This is a genomic window from Lysinibacillus sp. NPDC056185, assembly GCF_047737915.1.
Classification (GTDB): Bacteria; Bacillota; Bacilli; order Bacillales_A; family Planococcaceae; genus Lysinibacillus.
Genome location: NZ_JBLLLQ010000008.1, coordinates 79,752 through 98,848, shown reverse-complemented (window position 1 = coordinate 98,848; position 19,097 = coordinate 79,752). Strand labels below are relative to the sequence as shown.

At 37.2% G+C, this 19,097-nt stretch carries 14 protein-coding genes; 8 read left to right on the top strand and 6 right to left on the bottom strand.

Annotated elements, in window-relative coordinates; all coding sequences use genetic code 11:
- Positions 1-17 precede the first annotated feature (17 nt).
- Genes kdpC through kdpA form a run of 3 tightly spaced genes read right to left on the bottom strand, consistent with a single transcriptional unit; the run spans position 18 to position 4,441 of the window.
- Positions 18-656 carry a K(+)-transporting ATPase subunit C gene (kdpC, locus tag ACMZ42_RS10535; protein ID WP_370081543.1) on the bottom strand — a complete coding sequence of 213 codons (639 nt, stop codon included), beginning with the start codon at positions 654-656 and terminating at the stop codon, positions 18-20.
- Between the two features lie 10 nt (positions 657-666).
- Complete coding sequence (kdpB, locus tag ACMZ42_RS10530) at positions 667-2,730, bottom strand: potassium-transporting ATPase subunit KdpB (RefSeq protein ID WP_415731415.1); 2,064 nt, start codon at positions 2,728-2,730, stop codon at positions 667-669.
- A gap of 16 nt (positions 2,731-2,746) precedes the next feature.
- Entirely contained in the window at positions 2,747-4,441 is a 1,695-nt protein-coding gene (gene kdpA, locus ACMZ42_RS10525; protein WP_415731413.1) for a potassium-transporting ATPase subunit KdpA, read from the bottom strand.
- A 372-nt stretch (positions 4,442-4,813) separates the two neighbouring features.
- Here kdpA and ACMZ42_RS10520 point away from each other — a divergent pair, with 372 nt between their 5' ends.
- From ACMZ42_RS10520 to ACMZ42_RS10500, 5 genes are all read left to right on the top strand, one after another.
- Positions 4,814-7,531: a DUF4118 domain-containing protein gene (locus ACMZ42_RS10520; RefSeq protein WP_415731412.1), complete on the top strand. Its 2,718-nt coding sequence runs from the start codon at positions 4,814-4,816 to the stop codon at positions 7,529-7,531.
- 157 nt (positions 7,532-7,688) lie between these two features.
- Positions 7,689-8,393: a response regulator transcription factor gene (locus ACMZ42_RS10515; RefSeq protein ID WP_402869571.1), complete on the top strand. Its 705-nt coding sequence runs from the start codon at positions 7,689-7,691 to the stop codon at positions 8,391-8,393.
- A 131-nt stretch (positions 8,394-8,524) separates the two neighbouring features.
- Positions 8,525-8,752 carry a FeoA family protein gene (locus tag ACMZ42_RS10510; RefSeq protein WP_049663835.1) on the top strand — a complete coding sequence of 76 codons (228 nt, stop codon included), beginning with the start codon at positions 8,525-8,527 and terminating at the stop codon, positions 8,750-8,752.
- Positions 8,749-10,728 (top strand): ferrous iron transport protein B, encoded by a 1,980-nt coding sequence (gene feoB, locus ACMZ42_RS10505; RefSeq protein ID WP_415731411.1) that lies wholly within the window; start codon positions 8,749-8,751, stop codon positions 10,726-10,728. Before ACMZ42_RS10510 ends, feoB begins: the two co-directional genes overlap by 4 nt.
- A 10-nt stretch (positions 10,729-10,738) precedes the next feature.
- Positions 10,739-10,918: a FeoB-associated Cys-rich membrane protein gene (locus tag ACMZ42_RS10500; RefSeq protein WP_370081531.1), complete on the top strand. Its 180-nt coding sequence runs from the start codon at positions 10,739-10,741 to the stop codon at positions 10,916-10,918.
- Between the two features lie 406 nt (positions 10,919-11,324).
- Here ACMZ42_RS10500 and ACMZ42_RS10495 read toward each other — a convergent pair whose 3' ends face one another.
- Positions 11,325-13,013 (bottom strand): methyl-accepting chemotaxis protein, encoded by a 1,689-nt coding sequence (locus tag ACMZ42_RS10495; RefSeq protein ID WP_370081529.1) that lies wholly within the window; start codon positions 13,011-13,013, stop codon positions 11,325-11,327.
- Between the two features lie 371 nt (positions 13,014-13,384).
- Between ACMZ42_RS10495 and vrrA the strand changes: the two genes are divergently transcribed.
- Together vrrA and ACMZ42_RS10485 are read left to right on the top strand one after the other, a co-directional pair.
- Complete coding sequence (vrrA, locus tag ACMZ42_RS10490) at positions 13,385-13,924, top strand: VrrA/YqfQ family protein (protein WP_415731410.1); 540 nt, start codon at positions 13,385-13,387, stop codon at positions 13,922-13,924.
- A gap of 73 nt (positions 13,925-13,997) precedes the next feature.
- On the top strand, positions 13,998-14,966 hold the full coding sequence (locus ACMZ42_RS10485; protein WP_370081525.1) for a 4-hydroxy-3-methylbut-2-enyl diphosphate reductase: 969 nt from the start codon (positions 13,998-14,000) through the stop codon (positions 14,964-14,966).
- Between the two features lie 194 nt (positions 14,967-15,160).
- On the opposite strand, the gene ACMZ42_RS10480 is transcribed toward ACMZ42_RS10485, so the two are convergent.
- A complete protein-coding gene (locus ACMZ42_RS10480) occupies positions 15,161-15,862 on the bottom strand; it encodes a response regulator (protein ID WP_370081523.1) in 702 nt (233 codons plus the stop codon).
- A gap of 220 nt (positions 15,863-16,082) precedes the next feature.
- Entirely contained in the window at positions 16,083-17,624 is a 1,542-nt protein-coding gene (locus ACMZ42_RS10475) for an ATP-binding protein (RefSeq protein WP_370081622.1), read from the bottom strand.
- A 151-nt stretch (positions 17,625-17,775) separates the two neighbouring features.
- Here ACMZ42_RS10475 and ACMZ42_RS10470 point away from each other — a divergent pair, with 151 nt between their 5' ends.
- The gene (locus ACMZ42_RS10470; protein ID WP_415731409.1) at positions 17,776-18,825 is read left to right on the top strand and encodes a TRAP transporter substrate-binding protein; all 1,050 of its coding nucleotides are present in this window, start codon (positions 17,776-17,778) and stop codon (positions 18,823-18,825) included.
- Positions 18,826-19,097 lie beyond the last annotated feature (272 nt).

Genomic DNA, 19,097 nt, shown 5'->3' with positions numbered 1-19,097 from the left:
AACTTTTGGTGATGAACCTATTTCTCATCCATTTTTTTTATAATATCTAGATTGGCCATTAGGTAGTTTACCTTATTTTCTCCAAAAGTTCCCAACGTCCGTTTTTCCGTATTTGCTGCTATAATTTTTTCAATCTCATCCTTCGCAAGCCCACTTGCTTGGGCAATTCGATCGACTTGTAATTCTGCAGCCTTCACACTAATATGCGGATCCAAACCTGAGCCTGAAGCGGTCATTAAATCAGCGGGTATGTCTTGTCGTTTTACGGATGGGTTTGCTAGTAAAAACTTCTCGATATCTGCTTCTATCCGTTTCTTTAATTCTGGATTGGATGGTGCATAGTTAAACGTTCCAGAGCTAACACCACTATAGTTCACCTGGCCATTTTCGTCTGGTATCGTATCCTCTTTCGTATAGACATTATAATTAACAGAGGAGACACGCCCCCAAAAATATTCCGGTGCAGTAAAAGCTTGACCGATTAATTCTGAACCAACAGCTTCACCATCTGCTTCTATTAAACTACCATTTGCTTTATGATGAAATAACCCTTGAGCTAATGCAGTTACTGCAAATGGGTATATAAAACCACATAAAACGAACATTGTCATTGTGATTAAAAATGCTTGCTTTGAATTCTCAAAAAGTTTTCGCATGTCCTTCCTCCTATAACCCAAACGTATGGAATAGTGGTCCAACTAGTAAATCAATCAACTTAATGCCGATAAAAGGAGCGATAATACCGCCTACGCCATAAACAAGTAAGTTTTTATTTAATAATTTTTCAGCACTCATCGGCTTATACTTAACACCCCTCATTGCAATAGGTATTAATAGTGGTATAATCACTGCGTTAAAAATTAAAGCAGAAATTATCGCACTTGATGGAGAATTGAGATGCATAATGTTTAATGTCCCCATCTCTGGTACTGCGACCATAAGCATAGCTGGAATAATTGCAAAATACTTTGCGATATCATTTGCAATACTGAACGTTGTTAACGCACCTCGAGTCATGAGCAACTGCTTCCCTATTTCTACAACTTCAATAATTTTAGTAGGATTTGAATCTAAATCGACCATGTTCGCAGCTTCCTTTGCTGCATTTGTTCCTGAATTCATGGCAAGACCTACGTTAGCTTGTGCTAATGCAGGGGCATCGTTCGTCCCGTCACCAGTCATAGCTACTACTTTCCCTTGTGCCTGCTCATCTTTAATAACTTGAATTTTGTCTTCTGGCTTACTTTCTGCAATAAAACTGTCCACCCCTGCTTCCTTTGCAATAGCTGCTGCGGTTAATGGATTATCTCCTGTACACATGATCGTTTTAATACCCATTGCTCGAAGCTGATCAAAGCGTTCCTTGAGTCCGGCCTTTACGACATCCTTTAAGTAAATGACACCTAAAATTTTATCGTTTAACGCTACTACTAGTGGTGTTCCGCCAACAGAAGATACTTGTTGAATCAGCTGTTCCAAATTTGTAGGAATGCTATGATCTGTTTTTAAGCTCTCTTTTTTTATCGTATCATAGGCTCCTTTTCGAATTTTTGTGCCATCCTTCATATCCAAACCACTCATACGAGTCTGTGCGGTAAAGGGAATATGTTCACTTGATCTGATAATGTTTTCTTCATCCTTAGTATTCACTCCTAATTCACAAGCAAGTGACAAAATAGACTTTCCTTCAGGTGTATCATCTGTTAAAGAACTAAGCCATGCAGCTTGCATTAAATCTTTACTGTCCACACCTTTTACTGGGAGAAATTCAGCTGCCATGCGATTTCCATAAGTGATAGTTCCAGTTTTATCTAAAATTAATGTATCTACATCTCCACATGCCTCTACTGCTCTTCCAGACATCGCAATAACATTAAACTGAGTAACTCTATCCATTCCTGCAATACCGATTGCCGACAATAATCCACCAATGGTTGTAGGAATTAAACAAACTGTAAGAGCAATTAACGTTGCGATAGAAATCGGTACATTTAAATAAGTTGTCATTGGATAGAGCGTCACAACAACTAATAAGAAAATAATCGTTAAGCTTACTAAAAGTGTATTGAGTGCTATCTCATTTGGCGTTTTTTTACGACTGGCTCCTTCAATGAGCGTGATCATTTTGTCTAAAAATGATTCCCCAGGCATCGAAGTAATTTCGATCATCAGCCAATCACTCGTAACCGTCGTACCACCTGTAACTGATGAAAAGTCTCCACCCCGCTCTTTTACAACAGGGGCAGACTCACCTGTTATCGCCGATTCATCCACAGTAGCAATTCCCTCAATAACTTCTCCATCATTTGGAATAACCTCTCCTGCCTGAACTAAAACAATATCACCCTTTTTTAATTCATGTGCCTGTTTAAGTATTTCAGAACCATCACTAAGTAAGACACGAGCCTGTGTAACTGTTTTAGTATTTTTTAACGTTTGAACTTGTGCCTTTCCTCGGCCTTCAGCAATCGACTCAGCAAAGTTTGCAAATAGAATGGTTACAAAAAGAATGACCGCGACGATCGCATTATACAATCGATCATGTTCTCCTCCTCCGCTACCAAACATATTCGGAAAGAGGGTTAATAACAGCACAAACATAAACCCAACTTCTACTACAAACATAACTGGATTTTTCAGCATATATAGTGGACTAAATTTCTTTAAAGCGTCTATAATCGAGCTTTTTAGCATATTGCCCGTAAGCAAACCTTTTCTTGCTGTTTCCATAGGTGTCTCTCCTTATTTATGAATAAAGTTGTAAATGTTCTGTAATTGGCCCGAGTGCTAATGCTGGTAAAAATGTAAGAGCACCAATCATTAAAACGATAGCAACAAGTAAAAATGTGAAAATAGTATTATCTGTTCTCAATGTTCCTACCGAGTCACTGTGAAACATTTTTTTCGCTAATAGAGACGCTATTGCGAGTTGAATAATGATCGTCAAATAACGTCCGAAGAACATGGCGAGCCCTGTCGTTACATTCCAAAATGTTGAGTTGTCAACTAATCCTTCAAAACCTGAGCCATTATTTGCTGAGGCAGACGCAAATTCATATAGTACTTGAGATAAACCATGTGCCCCTGGATTCGTTATGCCTGCTACACCTGCTGTTGTTGCAACTGCAAGTGCTGAAAATAATAGAATAATAGCAGGATGGATTAAAATACAAAGAGCAATTAGCTTCATTTCCTTCTCCTCAATTTTCTTGCCTAAAAACTGAGGTGTTCGACCAATCATCAAACAGGCGATAAAAATTGTTAGTAACACATACATCATCATGTTCATTAGGCCGACTCCCTTGCCTCCAAAGACAACATTTAGCATCATATTAAACATCGGTACAAGACCACCAAGCGGCGTTAATGTATCATGCATATTGTTGACAGACCCCGTTGTAAAAGCAGTGGTCACTGTCGTAAATAACGCTGATTGTGCCACCCCAAAGCGAATCTCTTTTCCTTCCATACTGCCAAGCTCCTGTGCAACTCCGAGCTCATTAATGATCGGATTACCCGCTCTCTCCGCAACATACACAGTTACCAATCCGACTAGGAATAGCGCACTCATTGCCACAAAAATGGCTAGCCCTTGCTTTCCAAAGATCGTTTTTCTTTTTCCATATGCAACCATTAAACTAAAGGCAACTACACAAGCACCTGGTAATAGCATCATAGATAGCATTTCCACAATATTAGAAATGACCGTTGGATTCTCAAAAGGTGTTGTTGAATTCGCCCCATTAAAGCCACCACCATTTGTTCCTACATGCTTGATAGATTCAAGAGAAGCTACAGGTCCAAGTGCAATATCTTGTAATTTACCTTCTATTGATTGTACAGTTTTATTCGCACTCAAGGTTTGTGGTGTACCTTGAGATACTAAAATAATGGCCACAACAATAGATATAGGCATTAACACACGTGTGATAACACGCACAAAATCCACAAAGAAATTACCAATAGTGTCGGTTTTAGCAACAAGACGACGGCAGAACGCCATACAAGCCGCATAACCAGTAGCTGCAGATGTAAACATCATAAAGATAATGATTAGCATTTGTGATAAATAACTTAGTCCTGATTCGCTACTATAGTGCTGAAGATTTGTATTCGTCATAAATGAAATTATGGTATTAAATGAAAGTGTTGCTTCCATATTGTCAATCTCATTTGGGTTTAAAAACAACATAGCTTGAATTCGTAAAAGAACGTATCCAGTAAACACCATAAAGGCGTTCGACAAAATTAATGAAAGTACATACTGTTTTCCCGTCATATCTACTTGCTTAATGCCACATAATTTATATATAACGGCATCAAATCTGTCCATTATTGGATCAAGCCATGTTTTTTGTTGCATTGTCACCCGAAATAAATAGTGACCAGTTAGAATAACGATTGGTAAAGAAATAATTAATACGATGGCGATTTGCCACATACCGCAATACCTCCTACAAGCCTATTAATAGTTTTCAGGATAAAGTAATGCATGCCCTAGATAACCGAAAAGGAATACAAGTACAATCCCCATAACAATCCACATTTTTTATTCCCCCTTACTTTTCATCGACTAACTTGAAGCACCAAGCGGTTAATGCATATAGACTTGCAAAGCTTATGATGAGTAAGCCAATCATATAAAAGTCCATCAATCGAGCACCCTCCTTTATTTGGATGCTCTCATCATACTGACTTTCAAATTAATGTAGTGTTAGGAAATCGCTTTTCCTATTAAGAAACTATAAAGAGGGAAAATCTTAATACTTTCTTAATGGAAGATAACGCTATAATACAAATGAGGTGAAAGAGGATGGAAAATACACGTCCAACTCCAGAGACGTTTTTAGCGAGGCTTCAACAGGAAGAACAATTTGTAGGGAAGCTAAAGATCTTTCTTGGTTATGCTGCTGGAGTAGGTAAAACTTATGCAATGCTAGATGCAGCACATCAAGCACGAAAACTTGGTAAAGATGTGGTAGTTGGCTATGTAGAACCACATCCTCGTCCAGATACGTTAGCTTTACTCGAGGGACTTGAGCAAATTCCTACGAAAAAAATAATTTATAAAGGGAAACCTTTTCAGGAATTAGATATTGATGAAGTACTAAAGCGCAAACCGGAAATTGTCATTATTGATGAATTGGCACATAGCAATGTTCCAACGATGCGTCACAAGAAACGTTTTGGAGATGTAGAGGAATTACTTGCAAAGGGCATTCATGTCTATACAACCGTAAATATTCAACATATTGAAAGCCTACACGATATAGTAGAAGAAATAACCGGAATAAAAGTACGAGAGCGTATTCCAGATTATTTAATTGATCAAGCTGCACAAATAAAAATTGTCGATATTGAACCAGATGAGTTAATCCAACGCCTACAAGAAGGCAAAATTTATGTAAAACAACAAGCCGAAAAAGCATTGCAATCTTTTTTTCGTAAACAAAACCTAGTATCACTTCGAGAAATTGCACTACGAAGAGCTGCAGATACGATTAACTATAAGCAGGTAAATAGCGACGAATCTATAAATCATCATGTACAAATCGAAGAGCATTTACTTGTTGGTATTAGTAGCTCTCCTACGAATGCCAAGGTTATTCGAACTACTGCGCGACTAGCACAGGCATTACACGGGAAATTTACGGCTCTTTACGTTCAAAACGTACAGGAGCATGACAGGAGTAACGCAAATTCTGAACGACTTCAGCAACATATAAAGCTTGTTGAACAGCTTGGCGGCCATGTCGTAATTGTTCAGGAAGATGATGTAGCTGTTGCCCTTGCCAACTATGCACAAATTAGTGGTGTCACTAAATTAGTCATCGGTAGAACTAGCATGAGAAAAAAATGGTGGCGACCAAACACCAAAATTAGTGATCGACTCAATGAATTTGTGCCGAATTTAGCCATACATATAGTGCCAGATCAGGAAAACGAACAGTTCTACTTCCCTACTGTAAAAAATAAGCTGTCATTTGAATGGCTTGACTTATTAAAAATGGCTGTAGTATTTGGCATAGTATCAGTTGTTGGGCTATATTTTTACACAATTGGTGTCAGCGACTCGAACATTATCACTATCTACATTTTAGGTGTCTTAATACTTGCCATTTGGTCATCAGGATGGATGATGAGCATTATTAGCTCCATTATGGCGGTACTGCTTTTTAATTATTTGTTTACAGAACCACGATTTTCATTTAACGCCTATCATCGCGACTATCCGATAACCTTTGTGATCATGTTCCTTTCAGGAGTGATTACAAGTAGCTTAACGAAAAAAATAAAGGAGCAAACCATTGTCGCTGTTCGTAAATCTTATCGAATGGAGGTGCTCCTTGATACAAATCGAAGACTTCAACATGCTAAGTCTATAGAAGAAATTATTACTGAAGGCATGTCACAAATCGTTAAATTAGTAGAAAAGCCAGTACAATTTTTTGAGATAGAAAATAACTTAATTGTGAACTCTATTTTTTTCCGTACCGAGAGCATATCTAGTATTGAAAATAAGAAGATAGCTTCCCAATTTGAGAATCCGAATGAGCATGGTGTAGTAAGCTGGGTTATCAATAATAAGCATGTAGCAGGCGTTTCCACTGATATATTTCCTGAAGTGAATGCCTACTGTTTACCGGTTATTTCAAATGGGAGTGTTAAAGGTGTTATCGGTATTGCCCTGTCAAAGCAATCACCCTTACCTGCATTTGAGCGTAATATTTTGCATGCCATTATTAATGATTTTTCATTCGCACTTGATAAATGGTATTTACAAAAACTCAATGCAGAAGTAGCTAGAGAAGCTGAAATGGAACAAATGCGAGCAAACCTTTTGCGCGCCGTTTCTCATGATTTAAGAACACCACTAACTGCTATTTCCGGTAATGCAGATATATTACTATCTAATGCACCTTTAATTCGAGAGGATGAAAAAAGCAAAATATATGAGGATATTTATAAAAATTCAAAATGGCTTGTACAAATGGTTGAAAACTTACTTGCTGTGTCTAAGTTAGAAGATGGACAATTTGCTATAGAAATGCAATTGGAACTTGTAGAAGATATTATTCAGGAGGCACTAACACATGTCGTTCGCCTAAACAATACACATGAAATATCCTATCATATTGAACCGGAATTTTTATTTGCTGTAATGGATGCGCGACTGATTATTCAAGTTCTAATTAATATTATTGATAATGCATTGACCTATACACCGTCAGGCAGTGTTATTACTATAAATATCAAAGAATCTGAACGTTTCGTACACTTTAGTATTTCTGATGATGGACCTGGCATTGATGATGCTATAAAAACCAGCCTTTTTGAGCCATTTACTACCGGAAAAGTACAGCGTAGCGATAGCCGAAGAGGCTTAGGATTAGGCTTGGCTCTATGTCAAACTATTTTAAAATTACATGGTAGTGAAATAACAGTTTCGGATAATAAACCAAAAGGAACGATTTTTAATTTTTCACTAAAAAAAAGCCCTTTATCAAATGTTAGAGATAACATTTATTAAAACGTTCGTATAAGTTGATTGGAGTAGAAGCCAGATGACTTCTTGGGATCAGTGCCACAGGGAAGATCCGAAGCGGGCGCTCCCAGGAAAGCTCAAGTCGACAATGAAATCAACCACACGTTTATGGTGATGAGCTAAAAAGGAGTAATGAAATTCGATGAATAAACGAATTCTAGTAGTAGAAGATGATATAGCCATTGGCAATTTAATTAAAATGACATTAGCTACTCAGCAGTATGAATTTGACATTGCACGAGATGGTCATAGTGCTTTACAAAAGGCTCTTGCTATGAATCCAGACGTGATTATTTTGGATTTAGGACTACCCGACATAGACGGGGTAGAGCTTATAACGAAAATTAGAAGCTGGACTCAAACACCTATTATCGTAGTTAGTGCACGCGGCGAAGAGCACGATAAAATCAATGCTTTAGATGCCGGTGCAGACGATTATGTTACAAAGCCTTTCAGTGTTGAAGAGCTATTAGCCCGAATTCGAGTAGCTTTGAGAAGAATGTCATTTGAGCATCAGCTAGAAAGTGAACCCTCTGTCTTTGTAAATGGTCATTTACAAATAAACTACTTGGCAAATACAGTGTTTGTAAATGACAAAGAAGTACATTTGACGCCTATTGAATATAAGCTCTTGGTTATTTTATCAAAGCATGTCGGCAAAGTTTTAACGCATAATTTTATTTTAAAGGAAGTTTGGCATAATGCACTTCAATCGGATGTCCCAAGTCTAAGAGTTTTTATGGCTACTCTTCGAAAGAAAATAGAGGATAATCCAGCTAACCCAAAGTTCATCCAGACACATGTCCGCGTTGGTTACAGAATGCTTCGTTGTCACGATGAAGAATAATGTTTAATCTTACTTTAACTTTGCTATTCCAATATTACTTTCTACAGCAAACTTAATATTGATACACTAGATAAAAAATGATAAGATTTTTTTGATAATGATTATCACTCACAAGAAAGTAGGTAGATCTTATGAACCTTCACGCGGTTCAATTGGGGGAAAAAGTTAAAGTGAAAGATCTACAGCAAATTGACTCTCTTTTATGTAAACGATTAAATGCTTTTGGTATAAAAGAAGGCTGTCAAGTTTGTATGGTCCAAAAAGGATGGTTTTCTGGAGCTTGTATATTGGAATGTCAAGGACAAAAAATCGGGCTTAGAAAAAAAGATTTAATGGATATAAAGGTCGAACAAGTATGAGTAGATTAGCTTTAATAGGAAACCCTAATATCGGTAAAACATCATTGTTCAATACGTTGACAAATTCATATGAATACGTTGGCAATTGGAGTGGTGTAACCGTTGAAAAAAAAGTAGGACAAGTAAAAAAACTACAAAAAGAAATAATTGATTTACCTGGTGTATATACGCTTAATCCGATTTCAAGAGATGAAAGTGTTGTTACTTCATTTTTACTTGAAGATCAGGTAGATGGAATTTTAAATATTATCGATGCTTCTAATTTCGAACGAAATATGCAATTAACAGTAGATATACTTGAACTTAGAAAGCCTGTTTTCATCTGTTTAAATATGATTGACGTAGCGAAAAAGAAAGGCATTTCAATTGATGTCGAAAAATTACAGAGTTCTTTAGGAGTACCTGTTATTCCAATAAGCGCTCGTACTGGTAAAGGTGTCGAAGGTATTTATACTGCTATTCAAGCCTCAGATCGTACTCAACAACGTTTTACATTAACCTATGATGACTTAATTGAAGAAGGCATCTCAAAAATTGAAGCATTGTTACAGCATGTTCCTGAAGAACAAAGAAGATGGTGTACGATTCAATTTTTAATAGGAAATGAAGCCGTTGACGCTTATTTGAAAGAAAAGGAATACTTTGAAAAGCTAGATGCAATGCGCGATGCTTTAGAAAAGCAAATTGGTGAACCATTAAATAAAGCTATTGCTAAAAAACGTGATTTATATATTTATAACATCAACAGCAAAGTAATTATACAAGAGAAAAGTGAAACACAATGGTCAGAGAAAGTTGATAAAATTCTAACACATCCAATTTTGGGTGTTCCGATTTTCTTAGCGCTTATGTTTTTAATGTTTCAAGCAACGTTTGCATGGATCGGAACCCCACTTTCTGATTTCCTGGATGGCATTGTAGGAGGCCCTCTTACAGATGCTGTTACTCAGGGCTTAGAAGCTATTGGTGCAGCTCCTTTTATTGTTCATTTAATATGTGATGGGATCATTGCGGGTGTTGGCGGTGTTTTAGTTTTCATTCCACAAATCTTTGTACTATTTTTCTTTATTTCACTATTAGAAGATTCAGGTTATATGGCGAGAATTGCCGTTGTCATGGATCGCCTTATGGAATTTTTCGGTTTAAACGGCAAAGCGTTTATTCCGATGATTGTAAGCTTTGGATGTAATGTTCCAGGTGTAATGGCGGCGAGAACAATTGAACAGCCGAAAGAACGATTATTAACAATTCTTGTTGCGCCGTTTATGAGCTGCTCAGCAAGGTTACCTGTATATGCTTTGTTCGGTGCAGCATTCTTTACTCAACATCAATCGTTAGTGGTATTCTCCCTATATGTAATGGGTATAGTGGTAGCGCTTATTGTGACAAAAATATTATCAATGACGATTTTGAAAAATGAAACTTCAGTTTTTATTGTTGAATTACCAGCCTATCATGTACCACAGCTTAAAACACTTTGGCGTTCTACTTGGGAAAAAGGAAAAGGATTTTTCCGCAAAGCTGGTACTATTATCTTTGCCGGCTCCGTTATTATTTGGCTTCTTTCTTATTTAGGACCACATGGCGCTAATGTCAATATGGATGACAGCTTTTTAGCAATGATCGGTGGCGCTTTTGGTGTGTTGTTTATCCCACTAGGCTTTGGAACATGGCAAGCCGGTGCATCCCTTATTGCTGGATTCCTGGCAAAAGAAGTAATTGTTTCGACAATGGCGATTATTTATAGCGTAAGTGAAGGTGTCTTATCCTCTACAATGACAACTCATTTTACTGCTTTAAGTGCTTATACATTCTTGGCCTTTGTTTTACTTTATATGCCTTGTTTAGCCACAGTAGGCGCAATAAAAAGGGAAACACAGTCTGTGAAATGGACTTTATTTGCAACCATTTATCCATTTGTTGTAGCTTATCTTATTGCACTTATGATTTATGGCATTGGGAATTTATTCATGTGAGGTGTAAAGAATGAGTTTATTGATTAATATCTTAATCGGTTGTATTATTTTTGGCTATGCTGGTATTACTTTATATAAGAGCATTAAGAAGCAGAAGAAGGGCAAATGCGCATCATGCTCATTACAGAAAAGTTGTTCTTCTAACACTTGCGTTCCCCCTTCTCAACTGAAAGATTTTACTACTAAATAAATAGAGCGAGGTATTTCCAAACTGTTAATTCGTTGGAAATTATCTCGCTTTTTTTTTGCACTTTTATACATGGAGGGTAGGAATTTTGAAATGACATTTTGCTAAAACGTATACCATTGGATAAGTTGATTGGAGTGGAGATTGGGCGACTCCTTGGGGATTAGCGATTCAGAGGAACGAAGGCTAAAACCATCACGTCCTGTGATAACGCCTTCGTGACCAACATCGTGTTGGCCCGAGACCCTGCAGCGCAGCGAAGCGGCTCATCGGACGCCCCCAGGAAGCCTTTGCTCTGTGCGAAAGCGTAGCGTCAGCAATTGTTTTATCTGTGCGAAAGCGTAGCGACAGCAACAACAAAGCGCCCAGTCGAAACGGAAATCAACCACTCGCTTTGCTGATAAGCCTCTTAAATTTTAAATTTATTGATTTCTTCCTTCACAGTCACCGCTTCTTCACTTAATGCCTTAGCAACAGTATTTATTTCTTGAATGGTCGCAACTTGCTCTTCTATTGTCGATGCTATTGTTTCAGATTGCTGTGCAGCATGCTTGGAAGAAGAGGACATTTCATTGACCGATGCTGCCACTTCTTCAGTACTTGCAGAAATTTGTTGCGTAGAAGCAGATACATCCTCGATTTGAGATGTCATTTCACCAATCGCTTTTAAAATTCCATCGAAGGCATTTTGGGCATTCTGAATAAATGTGACACCTTCATCTACATTCAATACTGTTACATTTACGGCCTTTTCTACTTCTTTCGTTTCTTGCTGAATAAGTGCTATTACATCCACTATTTGATTGGCAGAAGCTTTGGATTCCTCAGCTAATTTGCGCACTTCATCTGCCACGACTGCGAAGCCTTTACCATGCTCTCCCGCACGAGCGGCCTCAATCGCAGCATTTAAAGCTAAAAGATTTGTTTGCTCAGTAATGTCAGTAATTACTTTCGTAATATGAACGATTTCAGCTGATTGCGTGCTTAGCTTCTTAATACGTTCATTTGTTGTATTTGAAGATTGTTGGATAATTGACATTTGGTTTTCTGCAATATACAACGTTTTTTCACCATCATTTGCAATAGATTGTGTGTCTACTGCTTTAGAATGAAGCATTTGAGTAGCTTCAGCAATACGTTGAACACCTTGAGCGGTTTCATCCATTGCTATCGAACTTTCACGACCTGTAACAGCTGCTTGATTATCACTAATCGCCATTCTCTCTACAAGGTTTGCAATATCATGAGAGGAATTTGAAATTTCTTCTGTACTTGCTGCTAGTTCTTCAGCAGCTGATGATGTATGCTCAACATTTGCCGTCATGCTATGTATTAGTGAATGTAAATTAGACTTCATCAAATTAAAAGAATCAGCCAAATCTTTAATTTCATCCTTCGTTCTAACTTCGATATCCTTTTGACATAAATCTCCTTTAGCAATTACCCTTGCTGCAGAAGTTAGCTTATTTACAGGAACAACGATGGAACGTACAAATATAATTCCAACTACTACACAAATCATTAAAATAATACAGAACATCCATAAGAACCATTGTTTATTATCATCAATAAGCTTTTCAACATGTGCTAAAGAATTTTGCATGTCTGTAATGTTTTCTTGTTGAAACAAATCTACTTTGTCATTAATCTCAACTGAAGTAGTATCAAATTCAAGCATCAGTTTATTCCCTTGCTCAGGCCCGCCTTGAATATAACTATGAGCCATTTTCTGACCAGTACTATAATACTCATCAAACGCTACTTTAATCGCATCTAATCTTTCCTGGTCTTCCTGATGCATTTTTTTCACTTGTTCCAAATCTTTATTAAAGATTTTACTATATTTTTCTGCTTGCTCAAATCCATCATCTAAATTATCGAGTGCTCTTGTGGCACTAATATCAGTCAAATACTGCTGAACCTGTACAACTGCTAACTTCATCTCATCTGCTAATAACGTCGTTTGAAGTGTTTTTTCTTTCATCAAATGTACTTGCTCCAGTTGGGATTTAGCATTTTGTTGCTGAAAAATTCCCATAACTAAAACTAATACTACGATTAGGCCAAACGACACTATACTTCTTACTTTAATTGACACAAAATACCTCCTATTTTTAACCTCTGCTATTTTAGTCTAGTAAAAAATATTTTAACAATTTATTTACATTAATGTAACATATTTCACAGAACTAACTTTAAAATCATCTTTTTCTAACTTGATGATTTACCAACAAAACATTATACCTTTCTTATCGACCGGAATAGAGAAAAACTGTGTAGTTTTTAAGAATTTTTTACCACTTACTGTCTACATCTATAATAAGTAAACCTTACTGATATAGTGAGATACATTTATAATCGCCCTAGTTATTTATTTTGTGCGTGTCGAACGCTAACTTACCCTTCTGCATATCATATTTATAATCAGGTATGTCATCAATGTCAAATCACTATCGAAAGGAGATCGTTATGGTATTTAGACCACAGTTCCCGATGTATCCTGGTGGCATGAGAATGCCCATGCAAATGCCAATGCAACAAATGCCGATGCAAATGCCGATGCAAATGCCAACACCTCCACAAATGTCACCGCAGTCCTTTTTCCCGCCTGGAGGCTTCCCGAATCAACCACGAATTCCCGGTGGCTTTCCTATGTCTAGTGGAATAGGAGCATTTGGAGGACAAATGCCAATGCAGGAACCTTCAAAAATCGGTTCATTTTTGCAGCAAGCGAATAGCTTATTTAACTCAGCGAAAACATATACACCTTACATTCAGCAAGCAATGCCAATGGTAAAAAATATTCCGTCACTTTTAAAATTGTATAAAGGATTTCAAGGTCTTCCTGCTGCAGGAGCTGCCGCAGGGGCTGGAGCAGTAGCAGCTGGAGCAGCGGCTAGTGCAGGAGCAGGTTCAACTAAAAGTCGAAAAGCGTCTCGACAAAATGGATCATTTACTCCTGCTGAACCACTTCCATCTAAGCCCCGTATATTCCAGCCGCCTATGTAGATGAAGGTTTCTTTGTATTCGCCGTCCCTGTCCGTTATAATGTAGGTAGGTAAGCTTGAAAGGAGTCACAACCATGCAAGTATTAAAAGTTAATCCACGTGGCTATTGCTACGGTGTTGTTGATGCGATGGTCATCGCTCGAAACGCCGCACTCGATAAAACATTACCAAGACCTATCTACATTTTAGGTATGATTGTGCATAATAAACATGTCACGGATGCCTTTGAAGCAGATGGCATCATCACATTAGATGGCGAGAATCGTTTAGAAATTATTGAACAAGTTGAAACTGGCACTGTTATTTTCACAGCACATGGTGTTTCACCTGAAATTCGTGAAATTGCGAAGCGAAAAGGCTTAGTATCCATTGATGCTACATGTCCTGACGTAACAGTTACGCACGATTTAATTCGTGAAAAATCAGCAAATGGCTATGATATTATATATATCGGTAAAAAAGGCCATCCCGAGCCAGAGGGAGCAATTGGGGTTGCACCAGATCATGTACATTTAGTGCAATCATCCACGGATATTGATGCATTAAATTTAACGAATGATAAATTACTAGTAACAAATCAAACGACGATGAGTCAATGGGATGTCGCTCATTTAATGGATAGTTTAAAAGAGAAATTCCCACATATTGAAGTGCATAAGGAGATTTGTTTGGCAACCCAGGTCCGCCAAGAGGCAGTTGCACAGCAAGCTGGGGAGGCAGATTTACTTATTGTTGTTGGTGACCCAAAATCCAATAACTCGAATCGTTTAACGCAGGTTTCTGTTGAAATAGCAGGGACGCCATCTTATCGAATTGCAGACGTTTCTGAGCTTAAAGTTGAATGGTTAAAAGGAATTAATTCTGTCGCTGTTACAGCAGGTGCTTCTACGCCAACACCAATTGTAAAAGAGGTTATTTCATTCCTTGATCATTTCGATGAAAATGATGAATCAACACATATCATTGAGCGTACAGTTACATTAGATAAAATTTTACCTAAAATTAAAACGCCAAAGCCTGTTGATAAAATTATGCCTTACTAAGAACAAATGCGCTAAAGCTTTGAAGAGCCCGAAGCAAAAGTAAACGCTCCACCACTTTTGCCCGAGGGATCGAAGCGACCTCGAGGATGTAGCGCTTTAGCTTAGACCATAACTATGACTTTGGTTATCCACAACTTAAAAATCTATAGTAGTAAAAAATCCTGATTGTCTATTTTGACAATCAGGATTTCTCATTATTTACTAAAATAATAATTGACTGGACGACCAATGCCACCATAATGCACATCCATCGTAATTTCCTCTTGCTTCTCTAAATAATCTAAGTATCTTCTTGCTGTTACGCGCGCAATACCTACACCACTGGCTACTTCCTCTGCTGATGCTCCTTCTACAGATTGCAAATAGTGCACAACTTTCTCTAGTGTTGCACGATTAAAACCTTTAGGTAAACTTTTTTCTGACCGTAAGACATTGGATTGCTGAACCTCATTATCCCCTCCATGATAATGGAATAACTGATCAAGCTCTCCTTGTGTTAATTCACGCTCTGTTTGCATTTGCTTTTTGAAGCGCAAATAATTTTCAAGCGTTCCTTGCACTCGTTCAAATGAAAAAGGTTTCATAATATAATCAAAGACGCCAAGATGCAGGACCTGTTTTACAGTTTCCATATCATTAGCAGCGGTTACCGTAATGACATCTACCGGTAACTTGAGTTCACGAATTTTCCGTAAACTTGTCACTCCATCCTGCTCTGGCATAAAAATATCCATAAATACTAAATCTGGTTTCAGTTTTTGAATTTGAGCAATCCCTTCAACTCCATTTGAGGCTTGTCCAATTACTTCAAATCCAGCTATCTTTTCAATAAATTGGCGATTAACCTCTCGCACCATTGGATCGTCCTCTATTAATAAAACCTTTGTTTGTGTCACTGTTAGTCCTCCATACACTCTGTTCTATCTCTATATGTGCAAATTTTCACTTAAGGAAGATATCTACGAGAGCGCCACACTGTTCCCATAGAATTTCTCGCTTCTATTTCAACTATTCATATTGCATTACTCATAGGATTGATTTTCATGACAACCAAGCGCTTTCTTAGGGATGTCAAATGAACCCCAAAGAGTCGCCCAGCATTTGATGATGGGCCTATTAAGTATGGTAAAAAGTTATTAAAAAGCTTGTCCCTTTATTCGGTTCACTTATGACTTCGATTTCTCCCTTTCCTTTTTGTACAATTTCTTTTATTAAAAAAAGTCCAATGCCTCGACCTTTTTTCTCTTTTGTCGAATAGCCATTATCAAAAATATGTGCCTTGACTTCATTTGTCATGCCTTTACCATTATCCGTTACTAATATTGCCAGAACATCCTCATCTTCATCAACAGAAACATGGATTATTTTTTCTTCAATTTGTACATCCCTTAATGCATCAAAAGCATTTTCAATTAAGTTACCAAATAAAATAACGAAATCATGATGATCTAAATTGTTAGGAAATGTTGTCAAACGGCTTTCTCTGTCAATCTCCAGTAGAATTCCCTGTTCTTTTGCATAGGAGATTTTACTAAGCAATAGCCCAGAAATATTTTCATTTTTAATCCGTTCATTTAGAAAGTTTGTAATTTCATCGTGTTCTTCTTTTACTTGTGTTAAGTAAGAAAGTGCTTGTTCATGATGTCCAAGTTGTAAAAGACCAGCAATTGTGTGCAATTTATTTTTATGCTCATGTGTTTGTACGCGTAATGCTTGTACAAATGCCTTAACACCCGTTAATTCCTCTGCAAGCTTTTTCACTTCTGTACGATCCTTAAACATGGCCACAGCTCCAACCGTTTTTCCATTAACTTGTATAGGAATACGATTACTCATAATATTGTTATCATTAATATAAAGCTCACGATTAAAAATGGGCTGATCTAGCTCCAATATTTCCGGTAATCGTGTATCAGGTAAAACGTCAAAAATTTTCTTCCCTATTAATGTTGAAGGTTTTTTGTGAACCCCCAATATGTCACATGCTTTTTCATTAAATATTGTGATTGTCAAATCATTATCAATGGCAATAATCCCTTCATGCATCGCGTTAAATGTTTCCGTTCGTTCTACATACATTTTAGCAATTTCGTGGGGCTCTAGCCCAAACATTTGCTTTTTCATATGAAGCCCTAATGTATGAGCCCCCCATGCACTAAAGAAAAGAGATAATAAAATAGTAATCATTAATTCTGTTTGAATAGATTGTAGCAACTCTGCCACAGTTAAAACACTATAGCCTACTACTACTACGCCTATTTGTTTACCTTCTTTACTCATGATTGGGACGAATGCTCGTACCATATCTCCATGTTCACCATGTGCGATGGATGTATAATAATGCTCAGAAAACGCAGCGTTTAGATCTCCTGACTCCGAGATTTGCCCAATCTCCTCTGTATTTGGATGTGAGTACTTGCGCCTTTGCATATCCAGTACAACAATATACTGTGCGCCATTTATATCACGTATTTCCTCCACTACAGGATTTATGTGTTTGGTAGCCTCGTTAAAATTATTATTTGATATGTAAGTTTTCAGCTCGGGAAGCTGTGATACTGTTTTTGCCACAAGTAAAGCCTGATCTCCAAGCTTATCCTTTTGCACAGTCATGACGAACCCTAGCAAAAATGTTCCACCTATACTAAAGGAGAGCATGAGAATAAAAAAAGTCAGAGACATAATTTTTCTCTTCATCGATATTTTTTGAAATTTCAAGATGTACGCCTCCCTCTTACTATATTTTAACTTACTCCATATGTTAGAATAACAAAAACATCAGAAAATACGAATAAATTAGGTGTAATAGATGAAAAAATTTATTATTGGAACAATAGCAACTGTTTTATTGTTAACGATAGCGTTTGGTGTTCAACAAGGCTTACTATTCGCAAAGCCTCTTCCCTATGACCATGAGCAAAAAGGTTTGAATACGCAAATTACGATTCATTTAAGTCATGTTGTTGCTGAGAATACGCCAAAAGGACAGGCGGCAAGTAAATTCGCCGAGCTTGTAGAGGAAAAAACAAATGGCAAAGTGAAGGTACACGTCTACCCAAACTCCTCCTTGTTTAATGATGAAAACGAGTTTCAGGCATTGCAAAATGGACAAGTAGAAATGATTATCCCTACTTTCTCAAAGATGACATCCTATATACCAAATTGGCAGGTTCTTGATTTACCTTACCTTTTTAATACGGATGATGAAGTGCATGAGGTACTTACAGGTTCGATTGGTGAACAATTGTTAAATGAGCTTAAGCCTTTTCATATAAAAGGACTAGGCTTTTGGCATAATGGCTTTAAACATTTAACCTCTGTCGATCACCCTATTCATACTTTTGAAGATTTAAAAGGCTTACGTGTTCGTACAATGCCAAGTAAAACCCTTGAAAAGCAATTCGAGGCTGTTGGGGCTACACCAATCCCAACTCCATTCAGCGAGGTTTTTACTGATTTAGAATCGAATGCCATCGATGCTCAAGAAAACACAGCGTCAAATATTTATTCTAAAGGTTTCTATAAAGTGCAGAAACATATGACATTAACTAAGCATGGCATTTTAGGCTACGCCGTTTTAATAAACGACAAGTTTTGGAAATCTCTACCTCCGGAAATCCAAAAACAGATTATGGAGGCTATGAAAGAAACAACAGATTGGCAATTTGAACAAGCTGTAGAAATGAACGAAGAAAATTTGCAAAAACTTAAGCAGCAAGATAACTTTGAAATCTATACGATGAGTAATAAGGAACGCCAACGCTTTAAGGAAAAACTAGCGCCTGTTTATGATTTTTATAGAAACAATGTACAAGAAAACGATGTTTTATCGGAAATTGAAAAAATTGTTTCTCCTTAAAGTATTTCATCACTGCGGGAACAATACTTTTGTTCATTAATGATAAAATCCTCACTAGAGTGGGGATTTTTTTCTTGTGTATTATAATAGATTCCAAAATTACAAAACTACTATAAAACAGCCACGAACCCTTGATATCACTAGTTTTATTGATTTCCCAACGAAAAAATGAACAAAATGAACAATAGAAACTTTACGGTCATAAAAACTATTGTCGGAAAATTTCAGCTAAGATAACCTCATGAAAGCGTTCACATAATATTCATAAACAG

Coding starts and splice junctions, on each gene's coding strand:
- kdpC (WP_370081543.1), bottom strand. CDS start 656: ATGCGAAAACTTTTTGAGAATTCAAAGCAAGCATTTTTAATCACAATG.
- kdpB (WP_415731415.1), bottom strand. CDS start 2,730: ATGGAAACAGCAAGAAAAGGTTTGCTTACGGGCAATATGCTAAAAAGC.
- kdpA (WP_415731413.1), bottom strand. CDS start 4,441: ATGTGGCAAATCGCCATCGTATTAATTATTTCTTTACCAATCGTTATT.
- ACMZ42_RS10520 (WP_415731412.1), top strand. CDS start 4,814: ATGGAAAATACACGTCCAACTCCAGAGACGTTTTTAGCGAGGCTTCAA.
- ACMZ42_RS10515 (WP_402869571.1), top strand. CDS start 7,689: ATGAATAAACGAATTCTAGTAGTAGAAGATGATATAGCCATTGGCAAT.
- ACMZ42_RS10510 (WP_049663835.1), top strand. CDS start 8,525: ATGAACCTTCACGCGGTTCAATTGGGGGAAAAAGTTAAAGTGAAAGAT.
- feoB (WP_415731411.1), top strand. CDS start 8,749: ATGAGTAGATTAGCTTTAATAGGAAACCCTAATATCGGTAAAACATCA.
- ACMZ42_RS10500 (WP_370081531.1), top strand. CDS start 10,739: ATGAGTTTATTGATTAATATCTTAATCGGTTGTATTATTTTTGGCTAT.
- vrrA (WP_415731410.1), top strand. CDS start 13,385: ATGGTATTTAGACCACAGTTCCCGATGTATCCTGGTGGCATGAGAATG.
- ACMZ42_RS10485 (WP_370081525.1), top strand. CDS start 13,998: ATGCAAGTATTAAAAGTTAATCCACGTGGCTATTGCTACGGTGTTGTT.
- ACMZ42_RS10475 (WP_370081622.1), bottom strand. CDS start 17,624: ATGCTCTCCTTTAGTATAGGTGGAACATTTTTGCTAGGGTTCGTCATG.
- ACMZ42_RS10470 (WP_415731409.1), top strand. CDS start 17,776: ATGAAAAAATTTATTATTGGAACAATAGCAACTGTTTTATTGTTAACG.